A 15,483-nucleotide genomic window follows, 5' to 3' on the forward strand; every position below is an offset into this window, starting at 1 on the left:
TTGAGGCCTATCGGCGGGCCGGCGCGGGTCCCTGGCTGGTCCAAAGAGGGCGGCCCCGTCGGCTCTCGGGCTGAACCGACGGGACCTAGGCGGGCGCGAAGGCCGGCCGACGCACTCGCCTACTGTTGGATCATTGCCCCCCAGCGGTGCCGACAAACATGCGGCCTCAATCTATTTGACGTCTCGTTGATGCCAGGCCGCCGACGGCGCCGGGTCCGGTTAACGTCGATTCACCTTTTCCGGGTGCGCGCGGGGCACTCGGGCAGGCGGTCGGCCGGAAGTCTGAGCTGCGGCGATGTGGTGGGGTTGCGCCGTCGTGCGGCCAGTCCCACCGCGAAGCGGCCGCCCCGCATCGTGGCGTCGCACGAGGCTGCGGTGTAAGCCGATATGCGCACCCGTCGGCCGTTCGTTTTGCGGCCGTCCCAGCAAAGTAGCCGCGACGTCAACCCCCCAGCCGGCGACGACCCCGCGGGGCCGGCGGCCACTTGTGCGGACGCGACCGGCTCTTGGCGACCGGGTGAAAGGCCCGGGGCGGGCTCACCCCCCGGGGCGGGTCGGTCTGCGGTCCATCGTGACATCTTCCGGGTCGATACCCGACCCAGCCAGTGGCAGCGTTGGCAAAATCAGAAACGCCGATTAACAGCTTGCATGTTGCTTCCAGCTAATGCCACGCGAGGGAAGTCGGGGCGGCGACTGCCGCGTTGCGACACGGTCACGGATGCATACCTATCGGCTCATCGTTGGTCACATATGCCCCGCAGATCACTATCGTCACATGAGCCAACTACGGACGTCAGCGCGGTGTCCTACCCCTCGAAAGGTGTTACATGTCGGCGATTCTTCGAAGTGTGTCGCTATCGATGGCGTCGGCGGCCGCTGTCGGATTCGTCCTCGTGGTGGGGCCCGCGCCTACCGCCCACGCCACGCCGTGTGGTGCCCCCGAGGCGAACGTCGACCCTCCCGCCGCGCAGCCGGCGATGCCCGCGCCTCAGCCGGTCGTGCAGCCGCCGACCGGGCGCAGACCCAGTCACACGAATGACCAGGCGCCGCTGCCGAGGCTGGGTCCGCTGATCTCGTCGTTGCTCAAGCCGGCGACGCCGGGGCAGCGCTACTCCGCGCCGGTCCATCCGCGAGCCGAGGGGCCGACGCCGGGACCCGGACCCTCCGCGCCGCTGCAACAGCAAGCCGAGGTCCTGCCGCCGGCTCCCAACCCGCCCGCGGTCCCGCAACTGCCGAACGCCAATCCGCTACGGCCGAACGCCGCCCCGGTGCCGCAGCCGCAACCCGAGCCGGGCCCGCCGCCTCCGTCGATCGCGGGCGCCCCGACGTCCCTCGTCGACTGGGTCACCGGGCCGGACGGCCCCAACAAAACGCTGCAACGTTTCGGCATCTCCGGCACCGATCTCGGGATTGCCTGGGACAACGGCGATCCCGTCAACCGCCAGGTGCTGATGGCCTTCGGTGACACCTTCGGCTACTGCAAGGTGCACGGCCAGCAGTGGCGCTACAACACCCTGTTCCGCAGCAACGATCGCGATCTGTCCAAGGGAATCCACATCGCCGACGGCGTGCCGAACGACAAGTATTCCGGCTCGCCGGTGTGGGCGCCCGGGCTCTCCAAACAGGTCGTCAACACCATCCACAAGGCCGCGCACGAGACGGGAATCATTCCGACCGGGGCGATGTCGATGGGCAGAACCCAGTACATGAGCTACATGTCCATCCGCCAGTGGGGCCGTGACGGCGAATGGACAACGAACTATTCGGCGATCGCGCGGTCCAACGACAACGGCCAGAACTGGGGGATCTTCCCCACCACGATCCGCACGGCGTCCGCGGATGCCATTCCGGGAGCCGGGTTTACGCCTGGAAACGAGAACTTCCAGATGGGCGCCTTCTTGAAGGGCAAGGACGGCTACATCTACCAGTTCGGGACGCCGTCGGGTCGCGGCGGCGCGGCCTTCCTGTCGCGGGTTCCACCGAACCAGTTGCCCGACCTGACCAAGTACCAGTACTGGAACGGCGACGAGGGCGGTCGTTGGGTCCCGAACAATCCGGGTGCGGCGACGCCGATCTTCCCGGCGCCGGTGGGCGAAATGTCGGCCCAGTACAACAGTTACCTCAAGCAGTACCTGGTGCTCTACACCGACGGCGGCAGCAACGACGTCATCGCACGGACCGCGCCGGCGCCGCAGGGGCCGTGGAGTCCCCCGCAACCGCTGGTGTCCTCGTTCCAGATGCCCGGCGGCATCTATGCGCCGATGATCCATCCCTGGTCGTCGGGACGGGACCTGTACTTCAACCTGTCGCTGTGGTCGGCGTACGACGTGATGCTGATGCACACCGTGTTGCCGTAGGAAACGTCGCCGTCGAAGATACGATGGTCTAGTGAGAGGAGGGCGATGATGATCGCCTTGGAGTATCACGACAACTGTTGTGGTCTTGCTGATCCGCTCACTCCTCTCGCCGCGGCCGCGTTACCCGACGACGTGCCTGCCTCATCGGCGGGCGAACTGCGGGACAACGGTGACGGCGCGGACAATCACACGGTGTTCGACGGGCACCGCCCGGACTACTGGACCGTGGGCAGGCCGGGGCTCCGAGACATCGAGGTGTGCATCGAAAGCGCCCGCGCGGACGGCGCCATCAGTCTGGGCCTGGTGGTCAACGGTTTGGATTGCAGCGGGCTCCCGATTGACCAGGCGCTTTCGCTCGCAGACGCCCGGGGGGATGCGGGCGTCTGCGGCGTTAGCTGCCGGGGAGGCGGACACCTCAAGGCCAGTTAGTCAGCGGCTGAGGGGATTTCGCGGGGCGAGGTCACGCGGTATCGGCTACGGAGGCAGCGGAATCCACCGCTTGCCATCCGTTGTCCATCCGCACGGCAGGTAGTTCCAGTGCGCCGGCGGATTGGGATCGAAACTCAGGCACTTCGGTGCGTAGAACGAAGGGGCGGGAGGAGGCGGTGGCGGCTGGTCCTCAGCGTGTGCGATCGCCCCGCTGAGCATTAAAGCCCCAACGGCCATCTGTGTGGCGACTAGCTTCCGCATCGCAGGCCCGGCAAGTGCTATGCCCCAACGAAGCGACGGTCGCTACGTTTCTTCCCTTATGCGCACGGTATCGATGGTAGTCCGCATTCCTGCGCTTTGTGGGACTTGATTGCATTTGCTCTGGGCATTTCGGGGTGCCGCTCTGGTGGGGGATCGTGAGCGGGTTTGCGGAGGTGCGGACGGGCGCCGACCTGCTGGTATGGCGTGAACGCAAACTGGACACGGCCTGACCGGGATAAGTACGATCGTGGTCTGTCATTTATCTGATATGCAAGCAGGAGCACCGCGATGAGATCTGTCGATGAGGGTTCGCCGTCATCGACGGGGGTGAGCGCTTGTCCGATCGCCCCGCGCAGTTTTACCCCCTTGGCTGGCCGCCCGCTCGGGCGGATGCGGCTGTGCCTCGCCTCGATCGCCCGTGAGCAAACACGCCAAGACAGCTGGCGCGCAATTGAAATCATCGCCAATACGCACAACCGCCGCGTCGAGTCCTATTTGCAGCGTCGGCGGCACCGCCCGTGGCGCAACCGGGGTTCCTAGCCTTCGAGGTTGACCTTCGTGTCGACGACGATCGGCGCTGTTTCACTGCGCCGGTGGTGCACACCACAGCGGTATCCGGTAGCAAGTTCACACCGTGGCAACGTATCTGGTCGCGGCATCGGTACTAACCATGTCAGCTCAGCCGGGGGATGCATTTTCCCGTCGTTGAATCACCCTGCGCTACAACGATAACGGCACATCGCCGGGGCCGCAGCGGATAACCGCTCTCACGATCCGGCCGAGTCGTGCGTCGATAGGGCGCGGTTACAGAAGTTCATCAAATCATTCAGGCGATGCAGCGGTCGACTCACGTCGCCCTCGGGCGTCGCGCACCGAGTTATGAGGTATAGCAATGGATTTCGGAGGGATGCCGCCGGAGGTCAACTCCGGTCGAATGTACTCTGGCCCCGGGGCCGGGCCGATGCTGGCCGCCGCCGCGGCGTGGGACGGACTCGCAGCCCAGCTGCACGCCGCCGCAGCGTCTTACGAGTCGGTGATCTCGAACCTGACCGCCGGGTGGCGCGGTCCTTCGTCGAGCATGATGGCCGCCGCGGCGGCACCGTATGCGGCATGGATGAGTGCGACCGCCGCCCAGGCCGAGCAGACCGCCAACCAGGCGAGGGCGGCGGTGGTCGGGTACGAGGCGGCGTTCCTCGCGACGGTGCCGCCACCGGTCATCGCGGCCAATCGGGCGCAGTTGATGGCGCTGATCGCGACCAATTTTCTGGGTCAGAACACCCCGGCGATCATGGCCACCGAGGCCCAGTACGCCGAGATGTGGGCCCAGGATGCCGCGGCGATGTACGGCTACGCCGGTGCCTCGGCGGCCGCCGCGCAGGTGACGCCATTCGCCCCGCCGCCGCGTAGCACCAACCCGGCCGGGACCGCGGGACAGGCCGCCGCCGTCGCGCAGGCCACCGGCGGCTCGGTCGCGACTAACACGGAATCGGCTCTCCCGCAACTGATGTCCGCCGTGCCCCAATCGTTGCAGACCCTGACAACGCCTGCCGCCGCCGATCCACCATCGCTGCTGTCAGCATTCGACTCGGCGCTCACGGGCCCGTTGGGTCCCGTGTCATTGTTCGGCATCGGGGGCAGCCCGTATCTGCTGGGCGTCGAAAACTACCTGGTGCCCCAAAACGTGGCGAATGTGAACAGTGCCCGGCAAAGGCTGGACCGGGACCGGTCGGCGCTCGGGCGGTTGGGCGGCGAGGCCAATTCGGGGACGCAAATGGTGAGCTCGCCGAGAGCCGCTGGAACCGGAATGTCGCCGGGCATCGGTCGTGCCGGCGTCGTCGGGCGCTTGTCGGTGCCGCCGGGATGGGCGGCGGCCGCCCCGGAGATCCGGCCGGTCGCCACGGTGATTCCACAAACCGCCTTTGCCGGCGCTCCTTCGGCCCTCGCGGCCGAAGGAGAGGGATCGCTGTTCTCCAGCATGGCCGCGTCGGGTCTGGCCGGGCGCGCCATGGCCGCCACCGGCGGTGGCTCCGCGCGGGCAACGGGCATCGGCGGCGGTTTCGGGCGCGTCGCGACCACGGCCACGATCATCGTCATCAACGCGGACGACCCGCAGGAATAGCACGCACTACTTATCGCGAAGAACAAGGAGTGACAATGGATTTCGGAGCATTTCCGCCGGAGATCAACTCTGGTCGAATGTACGCCGGTGAAGGCGCAGGCTCAATGTTGGCCGCGGCGTCGGCATGGGATGGGTTGGCCGCCCAACTGCACTCTGCGGCGACGTCGTATGAGTCGGTGATCTCGAACTTGACCAGCGGTTGGCAGGGGCCGTCCTCGCTGACCATGGCCGGTGCGGCCGCGCCGTATGCGGCGTGGATGAGCACGACCGCCGCTCAAGCCGAACAGGCCGCCTCGCGAGCCAGAGCGGCCGCGGCGGCGTACGAGGCCGCATTCACCGCGACGGTGCCCCCGGTGGCGATCGCGGAGAACCGCGGCCGGCTGGCGTCGCTGGTGGCGACGAACCTTCTCGGGCAGAACACCGCCGCGATCGCGGCCACCGAGGCGGAGTACGCACAGATGTGGGCGCAAGATGCTGCCGCGATGTACGGCTACGCCGGATCTTCGGCGATCGCTGCGCAATTGGAGCCCTTCAACGCGCCACCGCAAACCACCAACCCAGCGGGAGGAGCCGGCCAATCAGGCGCGGTCGCCCAAGCCGCCGGTACGGCGCCCGCCAACGCGCAGTCGGCCTTGGCGAAGCTGATGTCGTCGACCCCGCGAACGCTGCAAAGCTTCGCGTCGCCTTCCGCATTGCCGGCGGCCGATCCGTCGTCATTGGCGACATGGTTGAACAACTTGAATTCCACGCCGTTGGCGAAGATCGCCGCGAACATCGAGTTCGTCACCAAAGGCATCCGCCCGGTCAACGACACGTTGCTGAGCCTCAGTTTGGGCCTGGTGGCAACGGCACGGACGTGGGGTGACACCGCCGTCGAACTCGAAGGGCCGCTGTTCGCTTCGCTGGGTTCGAGCACCCCGGCCGTAGGAGCCGTTGGCGCATCTGCGGTGACCGCAGGTCTCGGCAATGCGGGTCTCGCGGGGGCGTTGTCAGTACCGCCGAGCTGGGCCGTGGCCAGTCCCGCGGCCAAGCTGGCCGCCACCGTGTTGGAGTACACCAGCGCGGGTGCCGCGCCGACGGTCGCGGCCGGCGCCGGTGCCCTCGGTCAGATCGGCCTGGCGGGCCTGGCCGGTGGAGCGCTGGGTGGCGCTGTGCCCCGCGCGGTCGCCGCAAGCCCCACCCGGGGGCTGGGCCGCCGCTCGTCGGACAACGACGCCAAGACCCCGGACAAACTGAAGACGGTCCTGGCGGAAATGCAGGAGGCGCCGGAGTCGGTTCAGCACTGGCACACCGACAAGGCGCACCTGGAAAGCCTTTTGGATCAGCTGTCGAAGAAGCCGGGTGTCCACGCGGTGCACTTGTCCTCGGCCGACAAGTCCAAGGTCACACCGCCGCGGGCAACGTGGGGCTAGGGGAGCACAATTCAGGACCGTTTTGCCTGCCGTCTGGGGTGACGCGTTGCCGCCCGCAGCCGGGGCGCCAGGCTGATCACGTCTAGCGTTGTGTATCAGCGGGTTTGGTCGTAACTCGGTTTATGACGACAACCATCACCGCCAGCAATATCGCGTAGGAGACTATGTAGAGAGGGATCAGAATCCAGATGGACATGCTGTGGAAGATCAGCTTCGTCAGGGCCTTCAGGCCGTCATCGATGAAACCCGAAATAAGAAGTGCGATAAGGAAACCCATGTACACACGCTCACGCCTAGGAGGTACCTTCCCGCGAGAGCGCTGCACGAGATACCACGCCACAATCAGGACTACGAGCACGGCCATGATCGTGAAACCGATGATGAGCCATAGCGGCAGGTCGTTGCTGGTGTTCACGCCGCTGGAGTTGAACAACAAATCCGTTCCGACCATCCAGGCGACGTAGATCGGTAGCAGCAACACCGCCTTGCGCATATCAATGATCATGCAAACTCCGGTTATTCGGCACTGACCCGCGACTTCGACGTCGGCTTTGACCGGTCGTCGCAGTCGCGGCATATCGAGTCGTCGCCCGCATGGCTTGCGTTGCGCCAATCAAAAGGGCACTGCCTCATTGAATGCGGAGCTAGGACTCGCAGGCGATGCCGTCGTTGTCCCGATCCAGCTTTTGTTGGTAGGCCGGATCTCCCCTTGGAATGTTGTATCGGCCATCTTGGCGCGCCGCGGTGCAGTTTCTATAGGGCGGATCTGCCTGTGCGGCGGGCGCGATGGATAAACCGACGCCAAGGAAAGCGGCAACTGTGGCCATTGCCGCGATAATCAGACGGGTCGTCATTACTAGGTCAAACCTCCTATGTGCGTGCCGGAGCGTAACAGTGAGCACCACGGCTCGAGGTCTGAATTGAAAAATTTGCTCGGCCCAGCCTTCTTCGGATCTTCTGTGCGAGAGAGCTTTTTGACTCCCAATCCCTCCCAAAGGCGGTGCCTTCAGCCATACAATCGATGTCTTGCGCGTCAACGGCAACCAAATCCTGTCCGGATGACCAGGGGCGGCCCCATTGCCGTGACCGGAGCCCGGCCGGACCTAACGAGTCGGACTGTGCGCAGGGTTCCGAATTTCGGACCGGCATGCACGCTCGGGGAGGTCCGCACTAATGTCCGGGTCGCATGAGCAATCAAAGGTTTCCGAAGGCGTCTGAGCTGGGGACCGTGTCCGTTGGGACATTGCATCTCCCCATCCGCCGGCCCGGCAGCATGCCTGTGGCGGTTGATTACCACTGCGTTCGCGTGACCTGGTCACATCTCGATGAGTGGTGTGAGGGTCGTGCCGAGGCGGTCCAGGCTGGGCAGAGCGTCGGGGTCCAGCAGCCATTGCACCATGAGGCCGTCGAATACGGCGATCAGTATTGCGGATAGCGCCTCGACGTCCAAGTGTTCGCTTCGCGCGCGGGGGATTACGGATTGGATGAGAGCCGCTGTAGCGGTGCGGAATTCGCGGTAATGGCTTGCGAGCTGCTCTCGCAACTCGGGCGACCGCTCTATTTGCGCCCACGCTTCTAGGTAGGCGACGGCGACCTCGCGGCTGTCTTCAACGGCGCGGTATGCCGCAGTTACCGCGTTGTCCCAGGGGCTGCCACCGGGTTGGTTGGCGGCAGACGAGACGGCGGCTAACCAACGGCGGCAACATTCGGCCAGCGCCTCCGTCATCAGCGCTTCCTTCGAGCCAAAGTGGTAGCCGATCGCGCCAAGGTTGGTGTTGGACACGGCAACGATGTCGCGCGCGGTCGTGCGGGCGTAGCCGCGCTCCTGGATGCATCGTATGGCCGCATCGAGCAGCGCTTGTCGGTTACGGGTTGGCGGCGCCATGGCTTCTCTCTTGAAATGGGACGTTTGTCTGCTACGATCGTCTCATATCGCTTCGGATGCTTTGCGGAGCCGCGCCGACACTTCGGTTGGAGGATCACGCCATGCCCGACGTCGAGCTATCAGCTGGCACAGTGCACTACCGCGACACCGGTCAGGGGTCACCAATCCTGTTCGTCCACGGCATCCTGGTGAACGGCACGTTCTGGCGCAACATCATTCACGTCCTCGAGCCACAATTTCGGTGTATCGCGCCGGACTTGCCGTTGGGGGGCCACCGTCGGCCCATGCGGGCAGATGCCGACCTCACCCCTCGCGGCGTTGCTCGGCTCATTGCGGAGTTCCTCGACACGCTCGAGGTCGACAACGTGACGGTCGTGGCCAACGACACCGGCGGTGCGATCGCCCAGCTGCTTCTTGCTGACGGCTGCCCAAACGTTTCCCGACTCGTGCTCACCCCCAGCGATTCCTTCGACAACTTCCCGCCACCCTCGCTTCGCATACTGAAGTACGCGCCTCGCATCCCCGGCCTGCTGTGGTTAGGCGCACTGCTGATGCGGTCCTCCGTTGTACGGCGTGCGACGTTCGCGCCGATGAGTAGGAGACCTATTCCCGTCGAGGTAGCTGAGGGCTGGCTGCAGTCATTCATCGGCGATCGTCGTATCCGCGCCGACATCGGGAAGTTCCTGCGAGCCATGGATTATCACGAGACGCTCAACGCCGCAGAAGCCTTGCGTAACTTCGCCAAGCCGGTGCTCATCTTGTGGCCACCTAAGCTGCCGTTCTTCCCGTTCGAGCACGCGCGCCGGTGGGCGGAACTCCTACCTGACGCGACTCTTGTCGAGGTGCCCGACAGCTTCACTTATCTGCCCGAAGACCAGCCCGAGATCACCGCACGGGCGATCCAGGACTTCGTCCACGAACACGCGTCATCCTGATGTCTCGACGCTGCGGAGGCAGCAAGCAGCGCTTCAACAGCGTTGGAGGGGGATCGTGAAGGTAGTAGTCGTCGGAGCAGGACTTGGCGGACTCACAGCGGCAACACGTTTGAGTGCCGCCGGCCATGACGTCGTCGTTCTCGAGGGCCGCGCCGAGGTCGGCGGTCGCTCGCGATCCCGGCCCGTCACCGGCGACGTCGTCGAGCTCGGCGCCCAGTTCATTTCCACACGACATCGACGGATGCGGAAGCTCGTAACAGACGCCGGTCTGCACCTCGCCCGCGGCCGTTACGCTGCGGGCCCCGTGCTATGGCGGCAGCCCAATGACCGAGCAGGACATCTGATCCCGCACCTTGCGCCCACCGATCTCATTGCACTGGCCCGCCTGCCCCTAGGTCCCCGCAGCCTTCGTTGGCTAGCCGCCGCCAACAGAGTGGAGCTTCAACGCGCCGAACTCGACGCACAATCCGTAGCCGACTTCTTCGGCCACCGATGTTCCGCCTCGCTTCGGTACTTCATCGAATGCCTCATAGGAGCACTATTCGGCGGCGCCAAACTTGAGGACATCTCGCTGCTGAGTCTCGCCGAACTGCTTGGGCGCGAAGGAGGTACGCTCCGATTCGTTATCGGAGAAGTTGGTGGGGCGAGCCACATCGTAGAGGGAACCGGGGCGCTCGCCACCCACCTCGCTTGCCGGCTCACCACGCCGGTGCACCTACAAGCAACAGTTAACGCCGTCGAGCAGGACAACAGCACCGTGGCGGCGCATGTCGACAACGGTGACGTCGTCGAGGCCGACCACGCCATCATTGCGGTACCGACCCCCACTCTGGCGGGGATCAAATTCACTCCCAGCTTGCCGGACACCATCGACGATGCGAACACTGGCATTAACTACGGGCGGGCTACCAAGTTGGTGGCCATCGTCCCACCACGAGGGCCCTTCCAAGCTCAGGCATTCATCGGCGGAAATCTCATCACCGCCGGCTGGCGAACCAGACGGGTCCTCTACGGCTTCACCACGCGCATCGCAGCCGAGCTCGACGTCGAGACGCTCGCCGACGATCTGTGTCGCGGCTTCGGGGTCAGTCCCGGCCTCGTCGAACACGCTGAGCTGGTGTCGTGGCCCGAAGATCGCTTTACCGGCGGCACCTATGCCCACCTATTGCCGGGGCGGTTCAGCCAGTTCCGCCGATCACTGCCGCATCGGCACCGCCGCGTACGATTCGCCGGCGCCGAACGCAGCAGCTGGCCGCTGTTCATGGAAGGCGCGGTAGAAAGCGGCGAACAAGCGGCGGATTCAACCATTCGCGCGTCACTCCAACCGCGGAATTGCGTGACATCGCCACTCAATCCGTCATCGAAATAGTCTGTGCCGCGAAACCACCGCCGACCATACGCCGACCCGAGAGGAGTGGAGGAAGTAATGTAGTCGCCCGCAAAGCAGAGTTGAGCTGGGAAAAGATTTTGTGCGCCAGATCGCCAACCCATCACGAATGACCGACAACACGGCCTGATACCGCTGCTCAGCCACGCTCAACTCAGTGTCAAGGATCAGCCGAAGTAGCTGTCAAGCATCAGCCGAAACACCGTCAAGCATCACCCGAAGGCGAAACGACAGGCATCAACCGACGTCATACAACAAAAGTGCCCCCGGCAGGATTCGAACCTGCGACACCGGCTTTAGGAGAGCCGTGCTCTATCCCCTGAGCTACGAGGGCGGACGGCCTGAGCTTACCGGGCTGGATCAAAACCCGAGGGCCACGGCGTCAGCGCAGCTCGGCGATCACCCTCGAGAAGTTCTCGATGTTGTTGTCCTGCACGGTGAAGGATGAGACACCGTACTTGTCGCGGTACGCGATCAACGTGTCGGCGATTTCGCGGGGGGAACCGCTGAGCACCGAGGGCTGGGACAGGATCTCCTCATCGGACAGGTCCGGCGCGTAGCTGCGGGTCAGCTTCAGGTCCGGCTCGGTCTCGCCGACCCGCGGCATCGCCGTGATCGCCAGATTCAGCTCCAGGGCGTCGAAGCGATCCCCCGCGGCGTTGCGGACGAAGTCGACACGTTCGGCGAACGGGTCCTCGACCGCGCGCACCTTGGAGCCGGTCAGGCCGATGATGTCGGCGTTGCGGGCGGCGATGGTCAGCACCCGGTCGCCGTTGCCGGCGATGATGAGCGGCGTCGACGGGTGGTGTTCCTTCAGATACTTCGTCATGTGTTCGAGGTAGTCGACGCGGGCACCGGCGCTGGGATAGGGGATCTCGGCGGCTTCGAACTCTTCCCGGACGTAGCCGGTGCCCAGCCCGATCTCGAGGCGGCCGTCGCTGAGCAGATCGAGGGCCTGCATGTCCCGGCTGAGCAGGGCCGGCTTGTAGAAGGCGGAGTTGAGCACATACATGCTCAGCTTCAGCGTGGTGGTGACCATCGCGACCGCGGTCAGCGTCGGGAAGGGCGCCGCCGCGCCCAAATGGTCCGGCACACAAAGAATGTCGAAACCGGCGTCTTCAGCCCGCTTGGCCTTGTCGAGCAGCGCCTCGCGGGACTTAAAGAACCGCATGCTCATTCCGAAGCGAAAATCCTTGGCCACCAACAACCTCCGTTTTAGCGATCCGACGACATAGACCAACGACGAGCGGCCTCGGCCAGCCCTTGGATCAGCACGCTGGTGACCGACGACAAACCGTCATCGCCGGGCAGCGGGCTGCGCGGGCTGATCCCGCGGACCCGCGCCGAGAGCTCCAGCTGGGTTCCGCCCTGACGCACCCGGTTCACCGGGTTCCGCGGGTGCAGCCCGCGCAATTCCGGTGGCACGTCGTCGAGGTCGGTGATGACCTGATAGCCGGTCAGCCGGATGTGGCGGGCCAAATGGGCAGCCAGCTCCCGGTTGCGACCACCGGCCAGCAGCTGTGTGCTGCGCCCGTCGCGGCCATAGCCGTGCAGCGACACCGCGACGTCGACATGGTCGAGGAAAGCGGCGAGCCGTGGCGACTCGGCCGGATCGAACAGGGCCGACGGCAGGTGATGCGGGTAGTGGTCGGGATGACGCACCACATAGACGGACGCACCGGCGGCCTCGGCGGCGCGCTCGGCGATCACGTCGGTCATCTCTTCCAGTCCGCCGCCGTGGATCGCCAAAAATCCGAAACGCGAACGCAATTGGCAGCTCTCGGCCACCCCGGGCTCGCTCAGCAACGCCGAAAACGACTGCGGCCCAGGCCCGCACGCCGCCGACGATTTCGGGCGCGGCCAGCCGGCCGGATCCCAGCGGCGCAAGAACTCGAGCCAGCGTGGGGGCAGCCCGTGCTGCGCGGCACCGTCGATGATGGTGGGCAGGTAGCCCGGGCGGGGAGGGCCCGGCGTCACCCGGTGGTCGATGTAGACCCAGGCCGGTGACGGCCCGTCGTCGGTGTGCACGGTCAGCCGGTCGCGCCGGTAGCGCACCGGCACACCCTCGGCGCTGTCCAAGGTCGCCAGGTCGCCGTCGGAGATCTGCCAGAGCACCCCATGCACCTGGTTTCCGGCCAACGGCTCGACGGTGGCCACGCCTCGCTGGTTGATCAGCCAGTCGTGGTCGGCGAGGACCGCGGGGCGCGGATCGGCGGCGTCGGGACAGCGGCGCGCCATCTGCCGTACGCATAGGTTCGAGCCGTATGCGAAGTACAGATGACGCAGGGCCGGCATTCAGCCGGTCACCGTCAGCCAGACGAGCACCATGTTAAGCAGACTAATCAATATGCCGACGCCCCAGCCAAGAATCGTCGTGATGCGGTGGTTGGCGTCGTCGCCCATCAGCTCGCGGTTGCTCGTCAGCTTGATCAGAGGCAGCACCGCAAACGGAATGCCGAACGACAGCACCACCTGGGACAGCACCAACGCGCGGGTGGGGTCGAACCCGACCGCCAGGATCACCAGGGCGGGGCACAGGGTGATCAGGCGGCGCGCCACCATCGGGATCGACCGGTGCAGCAGCCCCTGCATGATCATGGCGCCGGCGTAGGCGCCCACCGACGAGGACGCCAGCCCGGACGCGAGGAGACCGATCGCGAACAGCACCGCGATGGTCGCCCCCAGCGTGTTGTGGATGGCGGAATAGGCGCCCTCGATGGAGGCGCTCACGTTGCGGTCCTGCAGGTTGATCGCGGCGACCAGCAGCATGGCGGCGTTCACCGTGCCGGCCACCGCCATCGCCAGGACGACGTCCCAGCGGGTGATCCGCAGCAGCAGGCGGCGATGCGACCCATGGTCGGGATGCCCGTGCCGGTCTAGCACCAGACCCGAATGCATGTACACCGCATGCGGCATCACGGTGGCCCCCAGGATCGCGGCGGCCAGCAGCACACTCTCGGTGCCGCGGAACCTCGGCACCAGGCCGCCCAGCACGTCGTGGGGCGGCGCGGTCTTGACGAAGAAGCTCGCCGCGAACCCGATCGCGATGACCAGCAGCAAGCCGGTGATGACCCGCTCGAAGATGATCTGTCCGCGCCGATCCTGAATGCCCAGCAACAGCAAGGCCACCACGCCGGTGATGAGCCCGCCGACCATCAGCGGCAAGCCGAACAGGATGTGTAGGGCGATGGCCCCGCCGACGACTTCGGCGGCGTCGGTGGCGATCGCCACGAGTTCGGCCTGCGCCCAATACACCAGCCGCAGTGGGCTGCTCATCCGCTTGCCCAGAGCGGCCGGCAACGATCGCCCGGTGACCAGCCCGAGCTTGGCCGACAGGTACTGCACCAGGCCCGCGAGGACGTTGGCCGCGACGATCACCCACAACAGCAGGTAGCCGTACTGTGAGCCGGCGCTGACGTTGGCCGCGACGTTTCCGGGGTCGACGTAGGCGATCGCGGCGACGAACGCGGGCCCGAGCAGATACCAGTTGCCCTTGAGCGAGCCCTGGGTGCGCTGCGCCAACGTGACCTCGATTCACTTCACCGAATAAGAAAGTGAGGTTAGTCGAACATCCCGTCGGGCTGCCCAGCGGCCGCGGTGTTTCGTGCCGTCCAGGCTCAGGCCGGACGGTAGAGCCCCTTGCCGGTGATCAGCGGCAAGTCGAGCGTGGTGACGATTCCCGGATCGGCGGCCACCACCGCGGGAATCGCGTTGACGACTCGCATCGCGGTGGCCACCAGCCCGGCGTGGTTGTGATCGCCCTTGCGGCTGCTCAGGCAGATGTCCATGGCGTACGACGGCTCGCCGGTGACCTCGATGCGGTAGGAGCCACCCTCCTGTGCGGGTTGCGGCCAGTCCGGGCACAGGTCCTCGCGCAGCCGGGTGACGTGTTCGAGGACGACGACGGGATCGCCGTTGACCATGCCGAACACCTCGAAGCGCAGCGCCGCGGCGGTGCCCTTGGCGATATGGCCCGAGGCGATGTCGAAGTCCTCCGGGGCGGGTACGCGCACGTGCGACTGGGTGACCTCGTCGAGCGAAATGCCAAGGCCCGCCGCCATTTGCCGGATCACCGAGCCCCACGCCAGGCTGAGCACACCGGGCTGCAGCAACATGGGAATTTCGTCGAGTGGCTTGCCGAATCCCATGACGTCGAACATGACCGCCGCACTGTCATAGGTGGCGTAGTCGACGATCTCCATGCACCGGATCTGCTGGATGCTCTGGCAGGTGCCGGCCAGCGCCAGGGGCAGCAGGTCGTTGGCGAAGCCCGGGTCGATGCCGTTGACGTAGAGGCTTGAATTGCCTTCGCGCGCTGCGTCTTCCAGCGGCTTGATCAGCTCCTCGGGGATCACCTGCCACGGATACTGCAAGAAGACGGGGCCGCTGCCGACGATATTGATCCCGGCCGCCAGCACGCGCCGGTAATCCTCGAGCGCCTCGGGCAACCGGTTGTCGGCCAGCGCGTTGTACACCGCGCACTGCGGCCCGGTGGCGAGCACGGCGTCCAGGTCGGTGCTGGCGAGCACCCCCGTCGCCTCCGCAAGCCCGGCGAGCTCGGCGGCGTCCTTGCCCGCCTTGGCGTCGGACGACACCCACACGCCTTTCAGGTCGAACTCCGGATTGGTGATGAGCGCGCGCAGCGCGTGGATACCGACGTTGCCGGTGCCCAGTTGGACGACGGGGATGGGCATGACG

The 15,483-nt window shown here is 65.8% G+C and carries 15 protein-coding genes and 1 tRNA gene; 7 read left to right on the forward strand and 9 right to left on the reverse strand.

The features are described from left to right. Positions 1-827 precede the first annotated feature (827 nt). Positions 828-2,357, forward strand: a complete 1,530-nt coding sequence (locus K883_RS13540; RefSeq protein ID WP_014381863.1) for a DUF4185 domain-containing protein — start codon at positions 828-830, stop codon at positions 2,355-2,357. Positions 2,358-2,405: 48 nt separating this feature from the next. Next, complete coding sequence (locus K883_RS13545) at positions 2,406-2,786, forward strand: hypothetical protein (RefSeq protein WP_036455495.1); 381 nt, start codon at positions 2,406-2,408, stop codon at positions 2,784-2,786. 45 nt (positions 2,787-2,831) lie between these two features. Here K883_RS13545 and K883_RS28565 read toward each other — a convergent pair whose 3' ends face one another. Further along, positions 2,832-3,047, reverse strand: a complete 216-nt coding sequence (locus tag K883_RS28565) for a hypothetical protein (protein ID WP_080587915.1) — start codon at positions 3,045-3,047, stop codon at positions 2,832-2,834. Between the two features lie 288 nt (positions 3,048-3,335). Between K883_RS28565 and K883_RS27555 the strand changes: the two genes are divergently transcribed. From K883_RS27555 to K883_RS13555, 3 genes are all read left to right on the forward strand, one after another. Beyond that, a complete protein-coding gene (locus K883_RS27555; RefSeq protein WP_131820905.1) occupies positions 3,336-3,587 on the forward strand; it encodes a hypothetical protein in 252 nt (83 codons plus the stop codon). A 352-nt stretch (positions 3,588-3,939) separates the two neighbouring features. Further along, a complete protein-coding gene (locus K883_RS13550; RefSeq protein WP_051197693.1) occupies positions 3,940-5,166 on the forward strand; it encodes a PPE family protein in 1,227 nt (408 codons plus the stop codon). Between the two features lie 35 nt (positions 5,167-5,201). Then, on the forward strand, positions 5,202-6,578 hold the full coding sequence (locus K883_RS13555; RefSeq protein ID WP_036454696.1) for a PPE family protein: 1,377 nt from the start codon (positions 5,202-5,204) through the stop codon (positions 6,576-6,578). An 82-nt stretch (positions 6,579-6,660) separates the two neighbouring features. On the opposite strand, the gene K883_RS13560 is transcribed toward K883_RS13555, so the two are convergent. From K883_RS13560 to K883_RS13565, 3 genes are all read right to left on the reverse strand, one after another. Continuing rightward, a complete protein-coding gene (locus K883_RS13560) occupies positions 6,661-7,083 on the reverse strand; it encodes a hypothetical protein (protein ID WP_036454698.1) in 423 nt (140 codons plus the stop codon). A gap of 139 nt (positions 7,084-7,222) precedes the next feature. Further along, a complete protein-coding gene (locus K883_RS26785) occupies positions 7,223-7,432 on the reverse strand; it encodes an excalibur calcium-binding domain-containing protein (protein WP_369798886.1) in 210 nt (69 codons plus the stop codon). A gap of 461 nt (positions 7,433-7,893) precedes the next feature. Next, on the reverse strand, positions 7,894-8,463 hold the full coding sequence (locus K883_RS13565; protein WP_020821700.1) for a TetR/AcrR family transcriptional regulator: 570 nt from the start codon (positions 8,461-8,463) through the stop codon (positions 7,894-7,896). A 101-nt stretch (positions 8,464-8,564) separates the two neighbouring features. Here K883_RS13565 and K883_RS13570 point away from each other — a divergent pair, with 101 nt between their 5' ends. Continuing rightward, positions 8,565-9,398, forward strand: coding sequence for an alpha/beta fold hydrolase (locus K883_RS13570; protein WP_036455497.1), 834 nt, complete (start codon positions 8,565-8,567; stop codon positions 9,396-9,398). 55 nt (positions 9,399-9,453) lie between these two features. Next, positions 9,454-10,767: a flavin monoamine oxidase family protein gene (locus K883_RS26790; protein ID WP_020821702.1), complete on the forward strand. Its 1,314-nt coding sequence runs from the start codon at positions 9,454-9,456 to the stop codon at positions 10,765-10,767. Between the two features lie 279 nt (positions 10,768-11,046). Here the strand turns inward: K883_RS26790 and K883_RS13580 are convergent. The 5 genes from K883_RS13580 to K883_RS13600 form a co-directional block, all read right to left on the reverse strand. Further along, positions 11,047-11,119: transfer RNA gene (locus K883_RS13580), tRNA-Arg, on the reverse strand. A gap of 48 nt (positions 11,120-11,167) precedes the next feature. Then, entirely contained in the window at positions 11,168-11,992 is an 825-nt protein-coding gene (locus K883_RS13585) for an LLM class F420-dependent oxidoreductase (protein ID WP_020821703.1), read from the reverse strand. Between the two features lie 8 nt (positions 11,993-12,000). After that, complete coding sequence (locus K883_RS13590) at positions 12,001-13,080, reverse strand: poly-gamma-glutamate hydrolase family protein (RefSeq protein WP_008253936.1); 1,080 nt, start codon at positions 13,078-13,080, stop codon at positions 12,001-12,003. Further along, on the reverse strand, positions 13,081-14,307 hold the full coding sequence (locus K883_RS13595) for an Nramp family divalent metal transporter (protein WP_008253939.1): 1,227 nt from the start codon (positions 14,305-14,307) through the stop codon (positions 13,081-13,083). It lies immediately after the preceding gene. Between the two features lie 95 nt (positions 14,308-14,402). Beyond that, positions 14,403-15,479: an NAD(P)H-dependent amine dehydrogenase family protein gene (locus tag K883_RS13600; protein WP_014383902.1), complete on the reverse strand. Its 1,077-nt coding sequence runs from the start codon at positions 15,477-15,479 to the stop codon at positions 14,403-14,405. Between the last annotated feature and the right edge of the window lie 4 nt (positions 15,480-15,483).

Origin of the sequence: Mycobacterium sp. TKK-01-0059, assembly GCF_000709305.1 — a bacterium.
GTDB lineage: Bacteria > Actinomycetota > Actinomycetes > Mycobacteriales > Mycobacteriaceae > Mycobacterium > Mycobacterium intracellulare.

What these genes read in the sequence shown, in the direction of transcription:
- K883_RS13560 (WP_036454698.1), bottom strand. Translation starts at nt 7,083, where the DNA reads ATGATCATTGATATGCGCAAGGCGGTGTTGCTGCTACCGATCTACGTC.
- K883_RS13565 (WP_020821700.1), bottom strand. Translation starts at nt 8,463, where the DNA reads ATGGCGCCGCCAACCCGTAACCGACAAGCGCTGCTCGATGCGGCCATA.
- K883_RS13570 (WP_036455497.1), top strand. Translation starts at nt 8,565, where the DNA reads ATGCCCGACGTCGAGCTATCAGCTGGCACAGTGCACTACCGCGACACC.
- K883_RS13550 (WP_051197693.1), top strand. Translation starts at nt 3,940, where the DNA reads ATGGATTTCGGAGGGATGCCGCCGGAGGTCAACTCCGGTCGAATGTAC.
- K883_RS13590 (WP_008253936.1), bottom strand. Translation starts at nt 13,080, where the DNA reads ATGCCGGCCCTGCGTCATCTGTACTTCGCATACGGCTCGAACCTATGC.
- K883_RS13545 (WP_036455495.1), top strand. Translation starts at nt 2,406, where the DNA reads ATGATCGCCTTGGAGTATCACGACAACTGTTGTGGTCTTGCTGATCCG.
- K883_RS13555 (WP_036454696.1), top strand. Translation starts at nt 5,202, where the DNA reads ATGGATTTCGGAGCATTTCCGCCGGAGATCAACTCTGGTCGAATGTAC.
- K883_RS26785 (WP_369798886.1), bottom strand. Translation starts at nt 7,432, where the DNA reads ATGACGACCCGTCTGATTATCGCGGCAATGGCCACAGTTGCCGCTTTC.
- K883_RS13540 (WP_014381863.1), top strand. Translation starts at nt 828, where the DNA reads ATGTCGGCGATTCTTCGAAGTGTGTCGCTATCGATGGCGTCGGCGGCC.
- K883_RS13600 (WP_014383902.1), bottom strand. Translation starts at nt 15,479, where the DNA reads ATGCCCATCCCCGTCGTCCAACTGGGCACCGGCAACGTCGGTATCCAC.
- K883_RS28565 (WP_080587915.1), bottom strand. Translation starts at nt 3,047, where the DNA reads ATGCGGAAGCTAGTCGCCACACAGATGGCCGTTGGGGCTTTAATGCTC.
- K883_RS27555 (WP_131820905.1), top strand. Translation starts at nt 3,336, where the DNA reads ATGAGATCTGTCGATGAGGGTTCGCCGTCATCGACGGGGGTGAGCGCT.